We start from the raw sequence: 19,531 nt of genomic DNA, 5'->3' as shown, positions 1-19,531 counted from the left end.
AAAGCGGTTTGAGGCGGATAACTCCATGGAAGGTGGCTTATGTTTCTTGGCCGCCTTTTTGCAGGAACGGCAGCTTGCAGATGGCTGCAAGCTTGGTCGCGTCATCGATGTGAGTGTAGACGCGCGAAACGTCCGTGCTCTCATGGCCTACGATGTCGCGCACCACCGCTTCGCCGACACCCGCCTCTTTGAGCCAGCTGTTGGCGGTGTGGCGAAGACAGTGGAAACTCAGTTCCGATTGGGTGCGTGCCTTGTCATGGCCGCGTCCGGTATTCTTCTTTGAGCGCTTCGCGGCGAGGCCGGCTGCGACCAGCAACTTGTGAAACTGATTGGAGAGGCCTCCGGTTCGGCCGGTTTTTCGGACCGTCTCTGCGATGTCGGGGAACACCGGGTCGTTGGGGCGGCCCCGGGGGATCTGTTGCAGGTAAGCCTGGATCACGGGATGCAGGGGCACCACTGCGGCACTTTGCTGCTTACTGCGGATGATCTTCATCACCCCGTTCTCGAGGTCGCGCCAACGCACCCGGGCGATGTCGCCGAGCCGTTGGGCGGTGTAGAGGCCGAAATACAGCATGCCTTCCCATTCGGTGTTGGCGTGCTCGAGCAAGTGGCGAAATTCTTCGCGGGTATAAGGGCGCCGCAGGCTGGAACCGCGTTTCGTGCGGGCGGCGAGATTCTGCACCTGTTCGGTTGGATCGACGACGATCAGCCGTTTGTCCATTGCTCGCTTGAAGGCGAATCGCAGCACGTTGATATCGGCGTTGACGGTGGATGGGGCCACCTCCGCTGCCCGTTCTTCACGGAACTTGCGGATATGCGATTCGCTGCAGCGGTGGACTGGAACATGGGCCTCACTCCCGAGGGAGCTGAGGAATCGGTCGATGGAGGAACGGTAACGTTCAAGCGACACGGCTTCGACTTCACCCCGGCGTTCTTCCAGCCACTTCTGCAAGTGTTCCTTGATGGTCACCTTGGTGATGTTGTCGCCCCGCAGACGGGCGAATATCTTGCCAATTTCTGCCAGCGCCTCCGCTTCCGCCAGATCGAGGTGCGCGGCACGTTCAAACGTGACGGCCAGTTGAAATGCCTCGGTCTTCTTCGTGAGCTTAGTCGAAATCTGCTGCTGCACTCCGGATCCGTCGGTGTAGCAGGCATACCAGTATTTCGAACGGGGTTTACGACGAACGCTAGCCACGCGGTACCTCCATGTTTTCCATCTCCCCAAGCTGCGAATCCACCCTCGCTGGTCCTGCGGCTGAAAACCTGGTGCTGTAGTCGGCGCTTAGCATCGCTACGATCATAGCAGGCCTGGCCGCGAGGTGGTTTTCCTGCGGCGACTGAAGAGTGAAGTCGGTGCGGCGGAGCCGTAGTCAAGAAGTTGGCTTTCGTGCGTAAGAGCGGACAGTAGCGCCGGCGCAACGAATTCGTCAGTACCACTGAAGTATGGACAAGCCGGAGCACCGTAGGTAGCTCTGTCCTTACCTGGCCCGGAACCGCGTTTTATATGGCGCGGGCTCTGACAAGTTTCTCCCCGCCCGCAACCCCCCACGCCGTGTTGGGTTGATGCGTCGATGTCACCGCGAAATCCGCCCCAGGTCGAATCCTCCGGAATCCGACAGGGCGAAGCTCACGCTGATCGTGGCGAAGAAATCCATGAGGCCACGCTGCACCGCTTGGTCTCAGCTGGGGAGCCGATCCAGAGGAGAAACAACACCGGTGCCGGAACGTACGACATGCGTGTAGATTTGGGTGGTATCGAGTTTGGAGTGCCCCAGCAATTCTTGGAGGGTGCGAATGTCGGTGCCGGCTTCCAGCAAATGAGTCGCGAAGGAATGCCTCAGCACGTGGGGAGTAACACGCTTCGAAAGCCCGGCGTCCATTCCGGCTGCTTTGACCGTGGCCTGAATGGGCTGGGGCAGCATGTGGTGACGGCGCCTGATCCCAGTCTGCTTATCGAAGGACGGATTGCGCATGGGAAACACCCACTGCCAGTGCCATTGTTCACCAGCTCGCGGATATTTGCGGCTCAATCCCTCTGGCAGCCATACACCGGGCAATTGATCTTGGCGGTCTGCTCTAAATAGGTCCTGTAATCTCTCCAGATGTCGTTCGAGGGTGGGCACCAGCCTCGCGGGCAGGACGGTGGTTCGGTGTTTGCCTCCCTTGCCATTTACGACAGACAACTGTCGTCGGCTTAGGTCTAGATGTTGCACGCGCAGATTGAGCAGCTCGTTCAAGCGGATACCCGATCCATACATTACCTCGGCCATGAGAAGGTAGGTACCTTCCAGCTTTCCCAGCAGTTGCTCCACTTCATCCCGACTGAGTACCACCGGTATTTTCGGCCGTTTTTTGGCTCGCCGGAAATCCAGCACACCGAGAGGGCGACCCAAAGCGGAAGCCATCAGAAATGCGACGGCGTTGAGCGCCTGCTTTTGCGACGAATAACTCAAACGCTTCCGGGTCGCGAGATCCGCCAGGAAACCTTCGGCATCCTCATCGGTGGCGTCCCAGGGCGTCCGATTACCCAGAAAGTTCGCGAAGCGTTTGGACCAGTTGCGGTAGGTCTGCTCGGTTCGCCAAGTAAAGTGTCGGCCGCGAATGGCCGTGATCAGCGCGTTCTCCCAATCAGAGTTCCCTTGGTCAGACGCTGCCGGGGGAGGGGGGAGGCCCGCCGCATTCGCCATCGGGAGCAGCTTGGTTTCAGGCGGAGGTATGAACTCACGTTCGTCCGGTTTGACTGCGCGGCATTTGAATGCGGTTTGGTAAAACCACAGCAGCGCCTCTCGGGCGCGTTCTCGCGATTGAGGGTGATTGAACCGATTTTTCAGATACCACTTGATGAAGGCCGTCGAAGCACTCCGGCGGTAGGTTTTGCATGCCTTGAGCAGCGCGATGATCTGCTGGCGGAAGAACGAGCGCTGATGCTGAACGCTCAGGTCCTTTTCCAAGACACGGGACCAGTCCCGAAAATCGATGACCAAGTTGTTTTGCTCGGCGGACTTCGCACGGTTTTTAGAGGAGGGAGTCATTCTTCCGTGTTTGTGAAGGCCCAAAGATCCTCAATCCCAACGTATTTCGTAACGTTCGGGAGAACTGCTCTGCCTCATTTTTAGGACTCTGGATGGCGATAAGTAGGCACCTAAATGCGTTTCTGCTCATACAATCATTTCCCCCAAAAGACATGGGACTTTATGTGTTTTCGGGAAATGATCGTCGGAAGTTAAGAGATCGATCAATTCTCTAACTTACTATCCATGAGTATTATACCAAATAAAAACAGTGTTAATGCCAGACTCCTGCATTCCGTTATTCTCGTGTTTTTCGCGGGTGAATAACACTGTTGGACGTAGAGGAATCGATGGGCGCTCCGCTTGAGTTCGAAGGGAATACCGACTTGTGGGTCTCAAACGGGATCAAAGACCTGTTTTGCGAGATTGTTGTGGAACGCGAGAAGGTCGCCGGTCGCGATATTTCCGCCGTGTTCACTGATGAGCCTGCGATCGCCGGTTGCTACGGTGTGTCGGGACTCCAGATAGATCTCTCAGCATTCTTTCCGTATTTTGGCGGGAAGCATGAATTCGAACGGCATTTGGAGAGATGCGCGGAGGGTGTAGATCAGCATTGTCCCGATGCCGAGGTCGCTGCTCGAATGCGGAACGTGATCTTGTGGGCTCTTCACGTTTTGCGCGGTGGACGCATCCCCCAGAGCTCCGATGTGTATTCGACCCGCCCATGAAATCGAAAAGGAAAAGGTCCAACCAACCAGTCGAGCCAACGAGCCACAGCGCTCCGCGCTGTGACTCGCGGCTCACTTGAAACGATGGGCGGAAAAAAGAGTATCGCGGTTTCGATAATCGGTGTGCTGTTCGCCGGCCTCCTACTCGGTTACGGATATAGCCACCGCGAACGAGTTACCTATCGATTTGGAGCGCTTGCCGGTGAGAAGAGGAAGCGGTTTCATGAGTCTGAGTTCGTTCAGTTTTACCGAGAGGCGAACGTTCCAGTCAGTGGGATGGACGTCGCGATCCGGCAGATACGACGAGACCTGTGGTGTGCGAACATCGAAGCGAATATTTCGACTCCCAAGCGCCGAGACGATTTGATCTATTTCGTAGTCGAAGCCACAGACCGAACTGACACTCGTTATATCTACGTCTTTACCCCCGAAGGCGAGTTGGTCGAGGTAGCGAATCAGCCCCTAGCATGAGAAGAAGGCCCATCCAGCCACCGCAGCCAACGTCGGGCTTCGCCCGCCGCGGCTGAGTTCAAACGTTCAGCGTAAATGATCAGTGTGGCTTTAGCATTCATCGTGGTCGCCTGTTCGATACTCGCAGGTTCGAGCGAGCACTGCCGAGTCTACGCGGGAGTGGAGCGCGCTTACCGAGATGCTGGGGTGGAGTTCCCTTTCGGACTGATGGCGTCTGCGCAGATCGAGATGTTTTTCCACCGCGATCGGTTCCTGAGTTCTGAGTCGAATCCCGAGCTACGATCCAAAAGAGAGGAGCTGTTGCGCAGCTACAAAGTTGCGAACCTTCTGCCCTTGAAAAGAGGTCTGATCGTCCTGCTTGTGGGCGTCCCGATTGAAGCATTGGGTTGGTTCGCTTTCGCACAGCTGTCATGAAACCCAAAGAGCTGAACCACCCGCCGCAGCCAACGACCGCCAGCTCCGCTGGCAGTCGCGGCTGAGCTCAAACGTTGAGACTGTCGAAAAACCCCGTTTGTCGGTGATTATTTGATACACGGTTGGCCTGATAAATGATGGGTTATGGGCACGCCCGAAAGAGGCGTGCACATCATGGCGAAGTATAAACCTTATGACTACGCGCAGACGATGATGGTGGCGGTGTCGCTGGCGGACCAACTGCAGCCGGGGACACTGGAACACACGATCCACTACGTGGTGCAGGAGCGACTCGATCTGCGCGCCTTTGACGCCGAGCATCACAACGACGATGGGGGCCGCCCGGGTTACGATCCACGGGTGCTGCTCAAGGTCGTGTTGCTGGGCTACTCGCGGGGGCTGCTCAGTTCTCGCAAGCTGGAGGCGGCGTGCCGCGAACAGATCGTGTTCATGGCCCTGTGCTGCGGCCAACGGCCGGATCACAGCACGATCGCGACGTTTGTCTCGGGCATGGGCGAGGAACGCATCAGCACGCTGTTCTCACAGGTGCTCTTGGTCTGCCATGAGGCCGAGCTACTCGGAGGGACCCACTTCGCCATCGACGGCTACAAGCTCTCCAGCAACGCGGCCAAGGAATCGAGCGGCACGCATGAGGACCTGCGCAAAAAGCGCGACAAGCTCAAGGAGCTGGTGCGCGAACACGTGCGCACGCACCAGCACAACGACCGTCGCAGTGAAGACGGCAAAGGCGGCGGCAGTTCGTCCCTGCTGCCCCGCGATCCCGCCAAGCGCCTCGCGCGCCTCCAACGCCAGGCCGAGCGCATCGAACGATTCCTCAACGAAAACGAACCCCGCCAGGGCCGCAGTGGCACCGAGATCCAAAGCAACGTGACCGACAACGAGTCGGCCAAGATGAAGAGCAGCCACGGCATCATCCAGGGCTACAACGCCAACGCCATGGTCGACGCGAAGCACCAGGTCATCGTGCACGGCGAAGCCTTTGGCGTCGGCGACGACGGCGCGGTGGCCACTGCCATGCTGGCCGGCGCCGCCACCCACCTCACTCACGCCACCGGCGAGGACGACCCGTTGCGCCAAAAGATCGTGAGCGCCGACACCGGCTATTTTTCCAACCAAAACCTCGAAGCGTTCGAGGCCGCCGAGGTCGACGCCTACGTGCCCGATCCGAAGTTCCGCTCCCGTGACCCGCAACTGGCCACCGCCAAGCGGCACCGTCGCCCGACCGACCGCCGCAAACAGGACTACCGCTCCAAACGTCGCTGGTTCCGTGGCGACGACTTCACGTTCGACGAAGCCACTGAGCGCCTCATGTGCCCCGCCGGCCAGCGCCTGTATCGCTGCGGCCACGACCACGTCACCGCGCAAGGTTACCGCGCCACCTCTTACCGCGCGCCTAAGACCGCCTGCTTAAGCTGCGAGCTGCGTGACCGCTGCCTGCAACACCCCGAGAGCGGCAACCCACGCCAAGTGCGCGTCTTCCACGGACGCGTCACCGAGACCCTCACCTCGCGCATGAAGGACAAGATCGACACGCCTGAGGGCCGACAGATCTACAGCCGCCGCCTCGGCATCGTGGAGCCGGTCTTCGGCAACCTCGGCGCGCAAAAAGGCATGAACCGATCGACGCTGCGCGGTAGGGCCAAAGTGGATACCCAATGGAAACTCTACTGCCTGGTGCACAACCTGGAGAAGATCGCCCGCCACGGCAGACCCATAAGATGAGCGAAGGGGCGCAATCCAGCCCGCGATCGCGGCGCGCAACGCCGCCGCCAAGGCATCCTATCGCATCATTCCCCTCAAATCCCCAGATCCTCCCCAAAACCGCGCCCCTGTAGCAAAAATCCCGTGCCCCTATATCAATCCCAACCAAGCCCACCCCAACCTCGACAGCAGCGGGTTTCCCGACAGTCTCGTTAGCTGCAATGCTGAGGCGATTCGTTCTAGTGTTTGTGATCTCGACGCTCGCAGTCGCGGCGCTTCAAACATCCGCGGCTTTGTATCTTCACTTTTCACCGGTTTCCGAGCGAACCGTCGACGGCCACGTTTACGTCCTGCGCAGAGGGTATCCTTTCCCCCTCTCGCTGGTTCCGATCCTCGGAATCTCGGCCGCCATTCGCCCAAGTATCGCGACGGTGACGATCTACGACATGCATGGACGAAAGGTCAGTTCCATAGCCTGCGACGATTTCTTGGATGCATACGATTCTTTCCCAGAAGTCTGGCCCGAAAAGCAGAAAAGAGCTAACCAACCGGTGCAGACAAGGCCGACAAGTCGGCCTGTCTGACCTCAAACGTTGGACGTAGCTAGATGAATTACGCGATCCTCGCATATGGAGTTATCGGCTTCTTCGCTTACCTCTGGTATGCGCCGCGTGCGCTGAAGAGGAGAGGCATCAAGTCGGGAGATCCTGGGAGCGCAGCACTTTGGCTTCTCGGCACCGAAGCGCCGGGTCTTCTTGTTGTCCTTCTTGCGCTAGCTGCATGGCCGGTTGTGGTCCCTCTGTGGATTTGGTCCGAGATCGACGCCAAGAAGAAAGAGAAAGAGTATGCCGAGATGCAGGCACGGGAGCGTGAAGCCCGCGCGAACGACAAATATTACGGCATGACTTTTGATCAGAAGCTTGAGGTTCTCGCACGCCTCGCGGAATCCACCGAAAGCAAAGAGTCCAACCAGCCGCTTCAGAGAACGGCGACAAGTCGCCGCCTCTGAGCTAAATCGTTGGGCAACAGAATGAAGCCGCTTCGCAAAGTCGTTTTCGGAATCGGGTTTGCTTCGCTCGTATACTTTGCGTTCGGAGCGTTATTGTTTCGGATGCCCGTCGGCCGGCGAGTAACGTTCGAAGGTGAAGTCATGTGGAAGATGCTAGATTTTGGGGACGGCACTCTTCGATACTGGTCGTGGGAGGCTTGGCCTTGGGGGACCGAGAGTCTTTCACTCGTAGACGGTGAAGCGTTTCGGATTAGTGCGGACGACGACCGTCGGATATGGTCCGAACCTTGGATGGTTCTCGAAAAAGATCGGCGCACCAAAAGAGTCATTCTCTCCGCATATCCGGTGCTTGTAGGTGGCTTTGGGCGTGCTCGGGTTGAGCGGATTATTGACGTGCAGGGGCAACCTTACGTGACCAAATGAATCAAAAGCCCAACCAACCAGTGGAGACAACTCCGGGGCTGGCGCCCCTTCGTGTCTCACTTTAGACGTTAGCCATGAAGGTTTCTGAGATACCGAATGATGCCGACGGAGATGCGATCCGTCGGGTGTTCGACCACGGCTCAGATCCAATGAGGCCGATGAAGGTCGATTTTCACGTCGCTATGCCGAACGAAAAGAACGGAAGAGCCTTCGCCGAGATCGTAGCGTCGAGGGGATATGAGCCCGATCTGAGCTTCGATCAGGAACTGCAGGAATGGACCTGCTCCTGTTCTCGGACGATGTTGCTCGAATACGACGCACTCCTGAAGTGCCAGAAGGAGCTGGATGAAATCAGCGCACCCTTCGATGGATTTTCGGATGGCTGGGGGACGTTCGGAAATGAATAGAGAGGCTAACCAACCGCCGGAGACAAGGCCGACAAGTCGGCCTGTCTCAGCTTAGACGTTGAGACTGTCGAAAAACCCCGTTTGTCGGTGATTATTTGATACACGGTTGGCCTGATAAATGATGGGTTATGGGCACGCCCGAAAGAGGCGTGCACATCATGGCGAAGTATAAACCTTATGACTACGCGCAGACGATGATGGTGGCGGTGTCGCTGGCGGACCAACTGCAGCCGGGGACACTGGAACACACGATCCACTACGTGGTGCAGGAGCGACTCGATCTGCGCGCCTTTGACGCCGAGCATCACAACGACGATGGGGGCCGCCCGGGTTACGATCCACGGGTGCTGCTCAAGGTCGTGTTGCTGGGCTACTCGCGGGGGCTGCTCAGTTCTCGCAAGCTGGAGGCGGCGTGCCGCGAACAGATCGTGTTCATGGCCCTGTGCTGCGGCCAACGGCCGGATCACAGCACGATCGCGACGTTTGTCTCGGGCATGGGCGAGGAACGCATCAGCACGCTGTTCTCACAGGTGCTCTTGGTCTGCCATGAGGCCGAGCTACTCGGAGGGACCCACTTCGCCATCGACGGCTACAAGCTCTCCAGCAACGCGGCCAAGGAATCGAGCGGCACGCATGAGGACCTGCGCAAAAAGCGCGACAAGCTCAAGGAGCTGGTGCGCGAACACGTGCGCACGCACCAGCACAACGACCGTCGCAGTGAAGACGGCAAAGGCGGCGGCAGTTCGTCCCTGCTGCCCCGCGATCCCGCCAAGCGCCTCGCGCGCCTCCAACGCCAGGCCGAGCGCATCGAACGATTCCTCAACGAAAACGAACCCCGCCAGGGCCGCAGTGGCACCGAGATCCAAAGCAACGTGACCGACAACGAGTCGGCCAAGATGAAGAGCAGCCACGGCATCATCCAGGGCTACAACGCCAACGCCATGGTCGACGCGAAGCACCAGGTCATCGTGCACGGCGAAGCCTTTGGCGTCGGCGACGACGGCGCGGTGGCCACTGCCATGCTGGCCGGCGCCGCCACCCACCTCACTCACGCCACCGGCGAGGACGACCCGTTGCGCCAAAAGATCGTGAGCGCCGACACCGGCTATTTTTCCAACCAAAACCTCGAAGCGTTCGAGGCCGCCGAGGTCGACGCCTACGTGCCCGATCCGAAGTTCCGCTCCCGTGACCCGCAACTGGCCACCGCCAAGCGGCACCGTCGCCCGACCGACCGCCGCAAACAGGACTACCGCTCCAAACGTCGCTGGTTCCGTGGCGACGACTTCACGTTCGACGAAGCCACTGAGCGCCTCATGTGCCCCGCCGGCCAGCGCCTGTATCGCTGCGGCCACGACCACGTCACCGCGCAAGGTTACCGCGCCACCTCTTACCGCGCGCCTAAGACCGCCTGCTTAAGCTGCGAGCTGCGTGACCGCTGCCTGCAACACCCCGAGAGCGGCAACCCACGCCAAGTGCGCGTCTTCCACGGACGCGTCACCGAGACCCTCACCTCGCGCATGAAGGACAAGATCGACACGCCTGAGGGCCGACAGATCTACAGCCGCCGCCTCGGCATCGTGGAGCCGGTCTTCGGCAACCTCGGCGCGCAAAAAGGCATGAACCGATCGACGCTGCGCGGTAGGGCCAAAGTGGATACCCAATGGAAACTCTACTGCCTGGTGCACAACCTGGAGAAGATCGCCCGCCACGGCAGACCCATAAGATGAGCGAAGGGGCGCAATCCAGCCCGCGATCGCGGCGCGCAACGCCGCCGCCAAGGCATCCTATCGCATCATTCCCCTCAAATCCCCAGATCCTCCCCAAAACCGCGCCCCTGTAGCAAAAATCCCGTGCCCCTATATCAATCCCAACCAAGCCCACCCCAACCTCGACAGCAGCGGGTTTCCCGACAGTCTCGTTAGCCATGAAGGTTTCTGAGATACCGAATGATGCCGACGGAGATGCGATCCGTCGGGTGTTCGACCACGGCTCAGATCCAATGAGGCCGATGAAGGTCGATTTTCACGTCGCTATGCCGAACGAAAAGAACGGAAGAGCCTTCGCCGAGATCGTAGCGTCGAGGGGATATGAGCCCGATCTGAGCTTCGATCAGGAACTGCAGGAATGGACCTGCTCCTGTTCTCGGACGATGTTGCTCGAATACGACGCACTCCTGAAGTGCCAGAAGGAGCTGGATGAAATCAGCGCACCCTTCGATGGATTTTCGGATGGCTGGGGGACGTTCGGAAATGAATAGAGAGGCTAACCAACCGCCGGAGACAAGGCCGACAAGTCGGCCTGTCTCAGCTTAGACGATTAGGGAAACATTATGTATTCAAAGCTCAGTGACTGGTCGAATGGTTGGTTCGGGGTCGAACTGGCTCTGAAGAAGGAGGAGATCGACCGTTTGATCACCTTGCTCGAAGGATTGAAGAGCGATCCCGAGCAGCACTTTCATCTTTCGAGCGATTACCGAGGGGAAGGCGGTTTGGGGGATATCGAGATTTCTGTCCTTCCGGACGACGCTCCGAGCAATATGTCGATGAGTGGAATGGCGATCGCACCCGGCAGCCAATTCGATGAGAAGAACCCCTAACCAATCAGTGGAGACAACTCCGGGGCTGGCGCCCCTCCGTGTCTCACTTTAGACGTTGGGGAATCAATGACTCCCGTGCTCAAAGCGTTTGATTGCACCGACCATGATCCGATCGATCAGTGGCGCCCGGAGGACCCCGATTTCGTCGATTACTGGCTGTGCTTGCATATCGGCCCCGATGAGGAGGATGGTGCGGACTTCTTCTACGTGAATGTCATCACCGAATATTCTCTGCGCAGTCTTGCTGGTGCGGACGCCGTCGAAAGAAAGAAGATCGTCCTGAAATCGTATTCGTGGTCCCGGGTGATAGGGGCCGTAGAGGAAATCCTCAGTTCGGTTGAAGGTCACGACTGGTCCGCTATTTCATCGGAGCTGAATCGCCATTTCGCATGGGAGTTCGAAAATTACCAAACAGGATGAAGAGAAGCCCCAACCAATCGCCGGAGACAAGGCCGACAAGTCGGCCTGTCTCAGCTTAGACGATAGGCAGATGATGATATCCGCACGCGGCAGTTTCAGCTTCACGCCAAAGTGGAAAGAGGAGCTCGTGTGCGAGACGCCATGGGCGAAGTTCACGGTCGAGATGACCATGGGACGTTTGCACGTCTACTTCCCAAACGAAGAAAAGTGGAAGAGTTCGGTCCCCGAGCATCTCCACGATAAATGGGCAGCGATTTTTGCGGAGTTGGAGCCTTGGTGCCAAAAGCATGACACGCTGTTCTCGACCGATTCGAGCGCTTGGATTGAGTTCGCAAATGAGTAGAAAGCCTATCCAGTCGCCCGAGCCAACGAGCACCGCCGCTCCGCGTCGGAGCTCGCGGCTCAGCTAAATCGTTAGTCGTATCGAGAATTCCGAGACGCTATGACATTCGGAAGAACCACTCCACTGAAACGAAGGAAGTTGGAGTTTCCCGAGGATTCGGAATGCCGTTCGCCCGAAAGAAAGAAGTCGTGCCGCTGAGCAGATTCCCCAAAAAGAGAAGTCCCCGATTCGCCTTCATGATGAAGCTTTCCGAGCCCCAACCCCGTCCGACTCCGAGAAAAGGAAAAGGACTAACCAGCCAGTCGAGACAACTCCGGTCAGTGCTCCGCACTGACCTCCGTGTCTCACTTTAATCGTTCGCCGGAAGTGATCCTGAATGCGTGAGCGAGATGACGTTCGAAAAAGGCCACGCCACTGAAACGAAAGAAAGATTGAGTGATCGAAGCGCGTTATAGGAAGCGGACGAATTCCCCGAAAGAAGAAGCCCGAGTTCGAGCGATCGATCTGAAGCGTAACCCCGAAATGAATACGACCAGCAGGATGAAACGGAACCTGACGGAGCGAAGCTGTCTCCAGAGCGTCGTATACCCTTTTGCCTCAAAAGGAAAAGAGGCGAACCAGCCGCCGGAGACAAGGCCGACAAGTCGGCCTGTCTCAGCTTAGACGATGGGCGAACAAAGATGAGCGTGCCATATTTCCTGATCAGTCGAGTCGAGGTCGGAGCGGGTTTCGCACTCGTGGATGGGCGGATCGGCGATTCCGCGCTCAAGACGGGACACCGTTTCACGCAGATGTTCGATCGCGTGGATGCGTGGCGAGTCAAAGAAGATGGAAAGCATTGTTCGTTTACGTTAGTGGGTATCGAAGCCTATAGGCACACGTTCGAAGAGCTGGATGCCGGTTTGACTGCGCGTTTGCGCATCGAAGGTGAAGAACTCGACCAGCTAAATGACGCGGAGGTCATTTCATGAGAAAAGAGCCCATCCAGTCGCCCGAGCCAACGAGCACCGCCGCTCCGCGTCGGCGCTCGCGGCTCAGCTAAATCGTTGTGCATAAAGCCAAATGAGTGATCCAGCGCTGCAGCTCTACAAAAGCGTCGTCGACGGTTTCGCCCAGATTCACGAGGGCGTGCATCGAGTTTGGGTGACTGAGCGTGGATTTCCCGACCTGCCCGAAAATAGAGAAAAGAATCAGTTCCTTTCGGAGCTCAGACCGGATCAGAAAGAAGTCTTGGTCCAGATGCTCGAAGAGGCCCGCGACGGAGGAATTCACGATACGCTTGTTTATCTGCATGATCGCATGGCCATTGAGGGCCTACGTCTCCGCGAAGGCGGAATCGAGATGGCGCATGAGCCTTTTGACACGCAGCTCTACTACGATTGGGTTTGCCGCAGAGCGGGCGACAATTGGCCAGATGAATAAAGAAGAGAGCACAACCAGCCAGTCGAGCCAACGTCGGGCTGCGCCCGCCGTGGCTCACTTGTAACGTTGGACGTAGCTAGATGAATTACGCGATCCTCGCATATGGAGTTATCGGCTTCTTCGCTTACCTCTGGTATGCGCCGCGTGCGCTGAAGAGGAGAGGCATCAAGTCGGGAGATCCTGGGAGCGCAGCACTTTGGCTTCTCGGCACCGAAGCGCCGGGTCTTCTTGTTGTCCTTCTTGCGCTAGCTGCATGGCCGGTTGTGGTCCCTCTGTGGATTTGGTCCGAGATCGACGCCAAGAAGAAAGAGAAAGAGTATGCCGAGATGCAGGCACGGGAGCGTGAAGCCCGCGCGAACGACAAATATTACGGCATGACTTTTGATCAGAAGCTTGAGGTTCTCGCACGCCTCGCGGAATCCACCGAAAGCAAAGAGTCCAACCAGCCGCTTCAGAGAACGGCGACAAGTCGCCGCCTCTGAGCTAAATCGATGGGCGAAGTATGAGAATCCTGTTCGCGATAGCCCTTTGTGTATATTGGTCCGGCTGCGTCGCCTATCGTCCTGACCAGCGTGTAGTCGGAAGCTTCGACGCACAGCGTGGCGAGTCGCTCATCATCGGATCTGACGGTCGAATCTATTACGTCGCGGATGGGAAAGAAGAGTTTGTCGGATTGGTGACGGTTTCGCGCGAGTCGCCGCTCACGATCAGAATTCTGGGACCTGATACATCACCGTTGGTCGGCACAGAAGTCGTGTTTTCTGACGATCGAGAGTTTGTTTCTGTTGATTGGCAGGATATGAAGAGCCCCGAAATAATGCGCTCGTCTTCTTTCAAGAAAAAAGAGCCCATCCAGTCACCGCAGCCAACGGCGGCAAGCCGCCGCGGCTGAGTTAAATCGTTGGCCGAACCAAACCAAATGCGTCCCCTGCTTACCCTTGCTTTCAGTTTCCTGCTGGTCACGACCGGTGTTGCCCAAGAGTCAGCGGCCGCAGCGTCCGAGGTGGTCGTCGCGAAATTGCCATCTCCGATCCCCGATTCTGATCGCTACGTCGGACCATCATTCACTGAGGCAGATAAGTTCGTTTGGGACTTCTTCACCAAGCGCCCGGAGATTTCCCGGTTCAACGGCCATTCTACCAAGGATTGGGAAAGTCGCGTTCCCGGGTTTCGAGATGCGCTCTTGACGAAAGCCAAGGCAGAAGATCTTGAGTTCGAAGCGCTGAATAAATGTCTGGATCTATTGGTAGAATCGGAAGTTTGGACGGACTATTCCGACCAGAAAATCGCGTATCTTCCGATTTCCGCTTACCGAGGTAAGAAAGGAGATACCGACGTTTGGGTGCTGCTCTGCTTATGGGAATATGCCGACCCGATTACCGAAGAGTATCGGGGAGTCGATCCGGAGACATTCGAAGACTTGGAGCCACGGAAGGTTGATCCGCCAGAATGGCTTCCGATTGCTCACGTTCGGATGTTCACCTACGAAGTCGAGAGCCTCAAATTGATCGGATATGTTACTTGTGACTGAAGAGGCCAACCAACCGGTGCAGACAAGGCCGACAAGTCGGCCTGTCTGACCTGAAACGTTGGACGGAAATGAGCCATGGCTGACCGCTACCTCGACAAGCGCCTCGAACTTCCCAGTGCATACGTCGAGTTCATCGAGAGCTGCGATGGATGGGAGGGCGATCTTGGAGAGAAGATCGGCTACGTTGTGATCTGGTCGAAGGAGACGATCCAAGATCGATGGCAGTCCTATCAGATGGACGAGTTTATGTCGGACGAGTGGTTTCCATTTGGATCCGACGGCGGGGACGAGATGCTTTGCTTCGATCTTCGCCGCGGCGACGATTCCGTATTCACACTTCCCTACATCGGGATGTCAGCTGAGGAGCCGATCCCGAAGTGCGACTCGTTTTCGACTATCTCCTCCGCGATTGCTGAGTCGCCTGCAGACGAATGAAAGATCAAAAGTCCAACCAATCGCCGGAGACAAGGCCGACAAGTCGGCCTGTCTCAGCTTAGACGTTGGACGTAGAGGAATCGATGGGCGCTCCGCTTGAGTTCGAAGGGAATACCGACTTGTGGGTCTCAAACGGGATCAAAGACCTGTTTTGCGAGATTGTTGTGGAACGCGAGAAGGTCGCCGGTCGCGATATTTCCGCCGTGTTCACTGATGAGCCTGCGATCGCCGGTTGCTACGGTGTGTCGGGACTCCAGATAGATCTCTCAGCATTCTTTCCGTATTTTGGCGGGAAGCATGAATTCGAACGGCATTTGGAGAGATGCGCGGAGGGTGTAGATCAGCATTGTCCCGATGCCGAGGTCGCTGCTCGAATGCGGAACGTGATCTTGTGGGCTCTTCACGTTTTGCGCGGTGGACGCATCCCCCAGAGCTCCGATGTGTATTCGACCCGCCCATGAAATCGAAAAGGAAAAGGTCCAACCAACCAGTCGAGCCAACGAGCCACAGCGCTCCGCGCTGTGACTCGCGGCTCACTTGAAACGTTGGCCGAATACTATACATTTTATGTCATTCGATCCTGATTCATTCTTCGAGGTCTTGAGCGCCAAAGTTCGGGCGCAGCTTCCGTTCGTTGAGGCCATGGATAGCATGCTCAGTTGGTGTGAGGACCAAATGCCTCATAGCGATTGGTCGATTGTCAGAGCGCTACCGCTTGCTGCCGATCTTTCGGCTGCCGAGCGTTGGATTCCAGAGCTGCTGAGTTCGCAGCCCTGCCCATTCGGGATTCGAGCGCTGTATTTCGGTTTGGCTGAGATGGCGAACGATGAAGATGAAGAGTTCGCCGATCTCTATGTCGGCTTCTTGGGTCAGTATGATGCCGATGATGAGGAGTCTGCATGGGTTTTCGGAGATCTTCGACATTACCCGGAGGGGGCCAGCCTTCCGACGGATTCGCTCCGGATCGCGGGAGAGACATTCAACCGTGAAGATGGAAAAGGTCTCGGGAACGAAGGGAATTACATGTTTTGCATGGCCTATTCAGCTCTGCTCGTCGCTTCGATCATGTCCTCCCAGACTTATCAGGCTTTGAATCCCGATATCGATAGAGTTGGGATGCTTGTGGGATGGGATTCTGGCGATCTCATGAAGCCTGGAGACCTTTCGGCCGATGGCTTCATACCCCGCCAAGAAGCGATGATATGAAGAAAGAGGCCAACCAGCCGCCGCAGCCAACGGCGCTGTTGCGCCGCGGCTGAGCTCAAACGATAGGCAATCAATCCGACAATGGACATACTTCTGAACATTCTGGGAAGCATCCTCGTCCTACTGGCGCTCTTCATCTACGTCGGAATCTGGACGTCGATTGTGAAGAAGACCGGACGAGCTGCGTGGGTCGGAATGGTGATGCTTATCCCCGGCGTGAACCTTGTGTATCTCGTTGTGTTAGCGGTCACTGAGTGGCCGATCGAAGCCGAGTTGAAGAAGTGTCGACAAGAGCTGGAAGACCTCAGGTCGGCAGCGAATTCCACATCAGAATGAGAAAGCCTATCCATCCGCCGCAGCCAACTCAGGTCAGCTCCGCTGACCTGAGCGGCTGAGCTAAAACGATGGGCGGGATCATGACGTCGAAGAGAATCACGATCGGCATCCGAAGAGGGGCTAGTCCAGTGGGTGTCACCTACTCCCAAAAGTGGTGTGAGCTTTCGCCATGTATTACGGTGTGGCAGGATGCCCCGGTCGGGCCGAACTCTTCGGGTGCGAGTGTCGATCCCTCTACCGCGCTAGATCGGTATTCCAGGTTCTTCCGAGACACGAATTCCGAATGGTTTATCCCGATGTTGGAAGCGATGGCTTCGGGGCAGGTCTTCACGGACGAAGAGATCATTTGCGCGTTCGAGCAGAACAATGAAGGTATGAGTCCCAAGGTCGACGAAATCACATGGCGATCACCAGAGAAAATCAAAGAGCCCATCCAGTCGCCCGAGCCAACGAGCACCGCCGCTCCGCGTCGGCACTCGCGGCTCACTTGAAACGATGGGCGAACAAATAGACAAAGGCTTCTGCATCCAGTATTCGAAGCTGAGCTATCGACGGAAGTTCGTCCGGACCCTTTGGATGATGGCGGTCATTCCTGCGATGTTTCTCGTTTCCTCAGACTTTCGTGTGCTGGGCATCCCACGAGACCTCTGGATCGGAGCAGCGATTTTGGCAGCACTAGCGCAGGCGTTCTACACATACCGAAAATGGAAGGCCGAGCGTGATGCATAAAAGAATAGAGCCCATCCAGTCGCCGGAGCCAACGACGGCCAGGGCCGCCGTTGGTCGTTCCGTTGTCCTCCAATCGAACTCGACATTTCATTCGCTGGCCGTCGCGGCTCAGCTTTAGCGTTGGACATACAATGACCGAATTCGAAATCACGCTGCAGTTGGTCGATTCACCGGTGGATCAAAGCCAATCGGGTGGTTCTATGCCCGCAGATAAGTTGGTCGATGCGTTTCATGCATTCCCCTTCGCGGACGAAATCAAGCGAGCCGAGGGAATGGACGGAGCCACGTTTCCTACGATCACTTTCATTCGAAAGTCAGATCGGGAGGAGATCGCGATTTGGACAGACGATGCGGTATCCTATGACATGCATCTAAAGTCCGGCAGTTTTTCGCGATTCGTGAACTCGCAGACTCCTGCGCAAGTAGAAGGAATGCTGGTGAGATTCACATCCGAGTCCGTAGCTGAAATCGCACCAAAAAAGAAGGGCCTCTGGGGGCGGCTTTTCGGATGAAACAAAGGTCCAACCAACCGCCGCAGAGAACGGCGACAAGTCGCCGTCTCTGAGCTCAGGCGTTCGGCAAACCATGAATCGAAGCCGACGATACTCCATATTGCGCTGGCTCGGACTTTGCGCCGTCGCATATGCGGGATCATATCTCATCGTCAGAAACACCCACACGCATTGGTGGTTCGATAAGACCACGGAGGAGAAAGGCGCGTATACGTTCTTTGATTCGTTGTCGCGATCGGACGTTTTTCTCGCGTCATTTTTCCGCCCGTTACTTTATCTCGACCAGCACCTATTCGACCGTGATTGGATACTCGACAAATGGTAGAAAGCCGAACCAGTCAGTGCAGACAAGGCCGACAAGTCGGCCTGTCTGACTTCAAACGTAGCCGATGAATTCAGGTCTACCGGTTCTATTTTTGATTTTGGCCGCGATGTGTATCGGCGGAATGATTCGCATGATGTCGCTGAGGCGCATCCTGAAGCGTGACCATCCTAGTGTGTTTGCACGGGTCTCTGGTTCGAACGTCCAGATGGCGAATGATATCAGCTTTTCTAGGTTTTTACTGTCTGGTGCATACACCAACAGTGTTGGCCCGGTGCTCAGAAAGAAGTTAGACGCGATGCGGGTGTTCGTATTCGCTTACCTTTTGGCTTTCGCAGCCGCAATCGTAGGTCTGATCACGACATGAAGAAAAGGGCTATCCAGCCACCGCAGCCAACGACTGACAGCTCCGCTGTCAGTCGCGGCTGAGTTCAATCGATGCATAGACTGTTTTTTCACGCTCTTGCGCTTGCTCTACTGCCCTGTGTTTCCGGCACCACGATCGTCTACAATGAGTCGTTCGGTGAGTTTGTATCGAAGCGAGATATCGTGTTTCGCGGCGTCGTCTTGAAAATTGAAGAAATCGAGCGGGAACAGAGGACTTCGCAGACTCAAGCCAGAGAAGCTGAGCTTCCCGACCAACTCGCTACGATCGAAATAAGGGAAGTGCTCAAGAACCGCGACCAAAAGACTGAGATAAAGGCGGGTGAGACGATCCAGCTGGTCGTTCCAAGCACTGCCGGCGAGATTCGACTGTCGGGGCTTCAGTATCACGATCCAGGATATGAAGGGTTTTGGATTCTCGACAGTTCAGTCCCGAACTACGGGATGAATACCGAACGCGCACTTCAGACCCTCAATTTTGAAGATAGGATTCGGGAGGCTTTAGAATGAAGGCATATCCAGCCAGTCGAGCCAACGTCGGGCTGCGCCCGCCGCGGCTCACTTGAATCGATCGGCAGAAATGAAGTCTGCATTTCTCCTACTCCTCTGCACTTCGCTCATGGGCTGCGCTGCGAAGTATGACTACGTTGCCCAGACGACGGTCGAAGGCATTACGGTGCGTGTCGGTCTCAAGCACAGCCACCCGTTCCTGGCAGAGTATAAGCGCTTTCTTGAGGTTGAGCACGCCGGTGAATTCGAGAAGAAGGAGATCTTCCCCGATACGGGAGGATTCGCGTGGCTGGTCATCGCCGACAATCGTGGTGCACTTGAAGTCACGAGCATTGGCGGCATCGAGTTTTCTGAGGCGCTGCTAGCAAGCGGACGAAAGCAGCGAGACTATCTCGGTCGATTCGATTTCGACGCGAAGAAGGTCTATCGATTCATTCCGTCGTCGGAGGACCGACGTGAACCCAAGCCACCAGAATGAAGATGCCGATCCAGTCGCTCCAGACAACTCGCTACGGCGCTGCGCGCCTTCGCTCGTGTCTGATCTGAATCGACCGTCTGGTGTTCGCCGGTCACCCAGTCTAAACCGTCAAGCTCGATCTT

The 19,531-nt window shown here is 56.7% G+C and carries 25 protein-coding genes; 23 read left to right on the top strand and 2 right to left on the bottom strand.

Annotated elements, in window-relative coordinates; translation table 11 throughout:
• Positions 1-37 precede the first annotated feature (37 nt).
• A complete protein-coding gene (locus tag K1X11_RS12105; RefSeq protein WP_324725963.1) occupies positions 38-1,195 on the bottom strand; it encodes a tyrosine-type recombinase/integrase in 1,158 nt (385 codons plus the stop codon).
• Positions 1,196-1,679: 484 nt separating this feature from the next.
• Positions 1,680-3,032 carry an integron integrase gene (locus tag K1X11_RS12100; protein ID WP_324725962.1) on the bottom strand — a complete coding sequence of 451 codons (1,353 nt, stop codon included), beginning with the start codon at positions 3,030-3,032 and terminating at the stop codon, positions 1,680-1,682.
• A gap of 329 nt (positions 3,033-3,361) precedes the next feature.
• Here K1X11_RS12100 and K1X11_RS12095 point away from each other — a divergent pair, with 329 nt between their 5' ends.
• The 23 genes from K1X11_RS12095 to K1X11_RS11985 all read left to right on the top strand — a co-directional run bounded on the left by K1X11_RS12095 (position 3,362) and on the right by K1X11_RS11985 (position 19,409).
• Complete coding sequence (locus K1X11_RS12095; protein ID WP_324725956.1) at positions 3,362-3,739, top strand: hypothetical protein; 378 nt, start codon at positions 3,362-3,364, stop codon at positions 3,737-3,739.
• A 546-nt stretch (positions 3,740-4,285) separates the two neighbouring features.
• Positions 4,286-4,624, top strand: coding sequence for a hypothetical protein (locus K1X11_RS12090; RefSeq protein WP_324725961.1), 339 nt, complete (start codon positions 4,286-4,288; stop codon positions 4,622-4,624).
• A gap of 144 nt (positions 4,625-4,768) precedes the next feature.
• Positions 4,769-6,367 (top strand): IS1182 family transposase, encoded by a 1,599-nt coding sequence (locus K1X11_RS12085; protein ID WP_324725960.1) that lies wholly within the window; start codon positions 4,769-4,771, stop codon positions 6,365-6,367.
• Positions 6,368-6,953: 586 nt separating this feature from the next.
• Positions 6,954-7,355, top strand: coding sequence for a hypothetical protein (locus tag K1X11_RS12080; RefSeq protein ID WP_324725957.1), 402 nt, complete (start codon positions 6,954-6,956; stop codon positions 7,353-7,355).
• 497 nt (positions 7,356-7,852) lie between these two features.
• Positions 7,853-8,185, top strand: coding sequence for a ribonuclease E inhibitor RraB (locus K1X11_RS12075; RefSeq protein ID WP_324725959.1), 333 nt, complete (start codon positions 7,853-7,855; stop codon positions 8,183-8,185).
• A gap of 128 nt (positions 8,186-8,313) precedes the next feature.
• Positions 8,314-9,912 carry an IS1182 family transposase gene (locus tag K1X11_RS12070; RefSeq protein WP_324725960.1) on the top strand — a complete coding sequence of 533 codons (1,599 nt, stop codon included), beginning with the start codon at positions 8,314-8,316 and terminating at the stop codon, positions 9,910-9,912.
• Between the two features lie 197 nt (positions 9,913-10,109).
• Entirely contained in the window at positions 10,110-10,442 is a 333-nt protein-coding gene (locus tag K1X11_RS12065; protein ID WP_324725959.1) for a ribonuclease E inhibitor RraB, read from the top strand.
• A gap of 72 nt (positions 10,443-10,514) precedes the next feature.
• Entirely contained in the window at positions 10,515-10,781 is a 267-nt protein-coding gene (locus tag K1X11_RS12060; RefSeq protein WP_221033310.1) for a hypothetical protein, read from the top strand.
• A gap of 66 nt (positions 10,782-10,847) precedes the next feature.
• On the top strand, positions 10,848-11,201 hold the full coding sequence (locus tag K1X11_RS12055; protein WP_221033311.1) for an Imm8 family immunity protein: 354 nt from the start codon (positions 10,848-10,850) through the stop codon (positions 11,199-11,201).
• A 70-nt stretch (positions 11,202-11,271) separates the two neighbouring features.
• Entirely contained in the window at positions 11,272-11,544 is a 273-nt protein-coding gene (locus K1X11_RS12050) for a hypothetical protein (RefSeq protein WP_324725958.1), read from the top strand.
• Positions 11,545-12,230: 686 nt separating this feature from the next.
• Complete coding sequence (locus K1X11_RS12045; RefSeq protein ID WP_221033312.1) at positions 12,231-12,515, top strand: hypothetical protein; 285 nt, start codon at positions 12,231-12,233, stop codon at positions 12,513-12,515.
• A 91-nt stretch (positions 12,516-12,606) separates the two neighbouring features.
• Complete coding sequence (locus tag K1X11_RS12040) at positions 12,607-12,966, top strand: DUF6547 family protein (protein ID WP_221033313.1); 360 nt, start codon at positions 12,607-12,609, stop codon at positions 12,964-12,966.
• 80 nt (positions 12,967-13,046) lie between these two features.
• Positions 13,047-13,448 (top strand): hypothetical protein, encoded by a 402-nt coding sequence (locus K1X11_RS12035; RefSeq protein WP_324725957.1) that lies wholly within the window; start codon positions 13,047-13,049, stop codon positions 13,446-13,448.
• 20 nt (positions 13,449-13,468) lie between these two features.
• On the top strand, positions 13,469-13,858 hold the full coding sequence (locus tag K1X11_RS12030) for a hypothetical protein (RefSeq protein ID WP_221033322.1): 390 nt from the start codon (positions 13,469-13,471) through the stop codon (positions 13,856-13,858).
• Positions 13,859-13,885: 27 nt separating this feature from the next.
• A complete protein-coding gene (locus K1X11_RS12025) occupies positions 13,886-14,497 on the top strand; it encodes a hypothetical protein (RefSeq protein ID WP_221033323.1) in 612 nt (203 codons plus the stop codon).
• Between the two features lie 75 nt (positions 14,498-14,572).
• A complete protein-coding gene (locus K1X11_RS12020; protein ID WP_221033324.1) occupies positions 14,573-14,932 on the top strand; it encodes an SMI1/KNR4 family protein in 360 nt (119 codons plus the stop codon).
• A gap of 83 nt (positions 14,933-15,015) precedes the next feature.
• A complete protein-coding gene (locus K1X11_RS12015; protein WP_324725956.1) occupies positions 15,016-15,393 on the top strand; it encodes a hypothetical protein in 378 nt (125 codons plus the stop codon).
• Between the two features lie 106 nt (positions 15,394-15,499).
• Positions 15,500-16,138: a hypothetical protein gene (locus K1X11_RS12010; protein WP_221031941.1), complete on the top strand. Its 639-nt coding sequence runs from the start codon at positions 15,500-15,502 to the stop codon at positions 16,136-16,138.
• An 81-nt stretch (positions 16,139-16,219) separates the two neighbouring features.
• Positions 16,220-16,474: a hypothetical protein gene (locus K1X11_RS12005; protein ID WP_221031942.1), complete on the top strand. Its 255-nt coding sequence runs from the start codon at positions 16,220-16,222 to the stop codon at positions 16,472-16,474.
• Between the two features lie 860 nt (positions 16,475-17,334).
• The gene (locus K1X11_RS12000; RefSeq protein WP_221031943.1) at positions 17,335-17,715 is read left to right on the top strand and encodes a hypothetical protein; all 381 of its coding nucleotides are present in this window, start codon (positions 17,335-17,337) and stop codon (positions 17,713-17,715) included.
• Between the two features lie 389 nt (positions 17,716-18,104).
• The gene (locus tag K1X11_RS11995) at positions 18,105-18,404 is read left to right on the top strand and encodes a hypothetical protein (protein ID WP_221031944.1); all 300 of its coding nucleotides are present in this window, start codon (positions 18,105-18,107) and stop codon (positions 18,402-18,404) included.
• Positions 18,405-18,475: 71 nt separating this feature from the next.
• Positions 18,476-18,931, top strand: a complete 456-nt coding sequence (locus tag K1X11_RS11990; protein ID WP_221031945.1) for a hypothetical protein — start codon at positions 18,476-18,478, stop codon at positions 18,929-18,931.
• Positions 18,932-19,040: 109 nt separating this feature from the next.
• Positions 19,041-19,409 (top strand): hypothetical protein, encoded by a 369-nt coding sequence (locus tag K1X11_RS11985; protein ID WP_221031946.1) that lies wholly within the window; start codon positions 19,041-19,043, stop codon positions 19,407-19,409.
• Positions 19,410-19,531 lie beyond the last annotated feature (122 nt).

This window comes from Actomonas aquatica, from assembly GCF_019679435.2.
Lineage (GTDB): Bacteria > Verrucomicrobiota > Verrucomicrobiia > Opitutales > Opitutaceae > Actomonas > Actomonas aquatica.
Note: the sequence above shows the minus strand (reverse complement) of the source record. Positions and strands in the feature narration are given on the sequence as shown.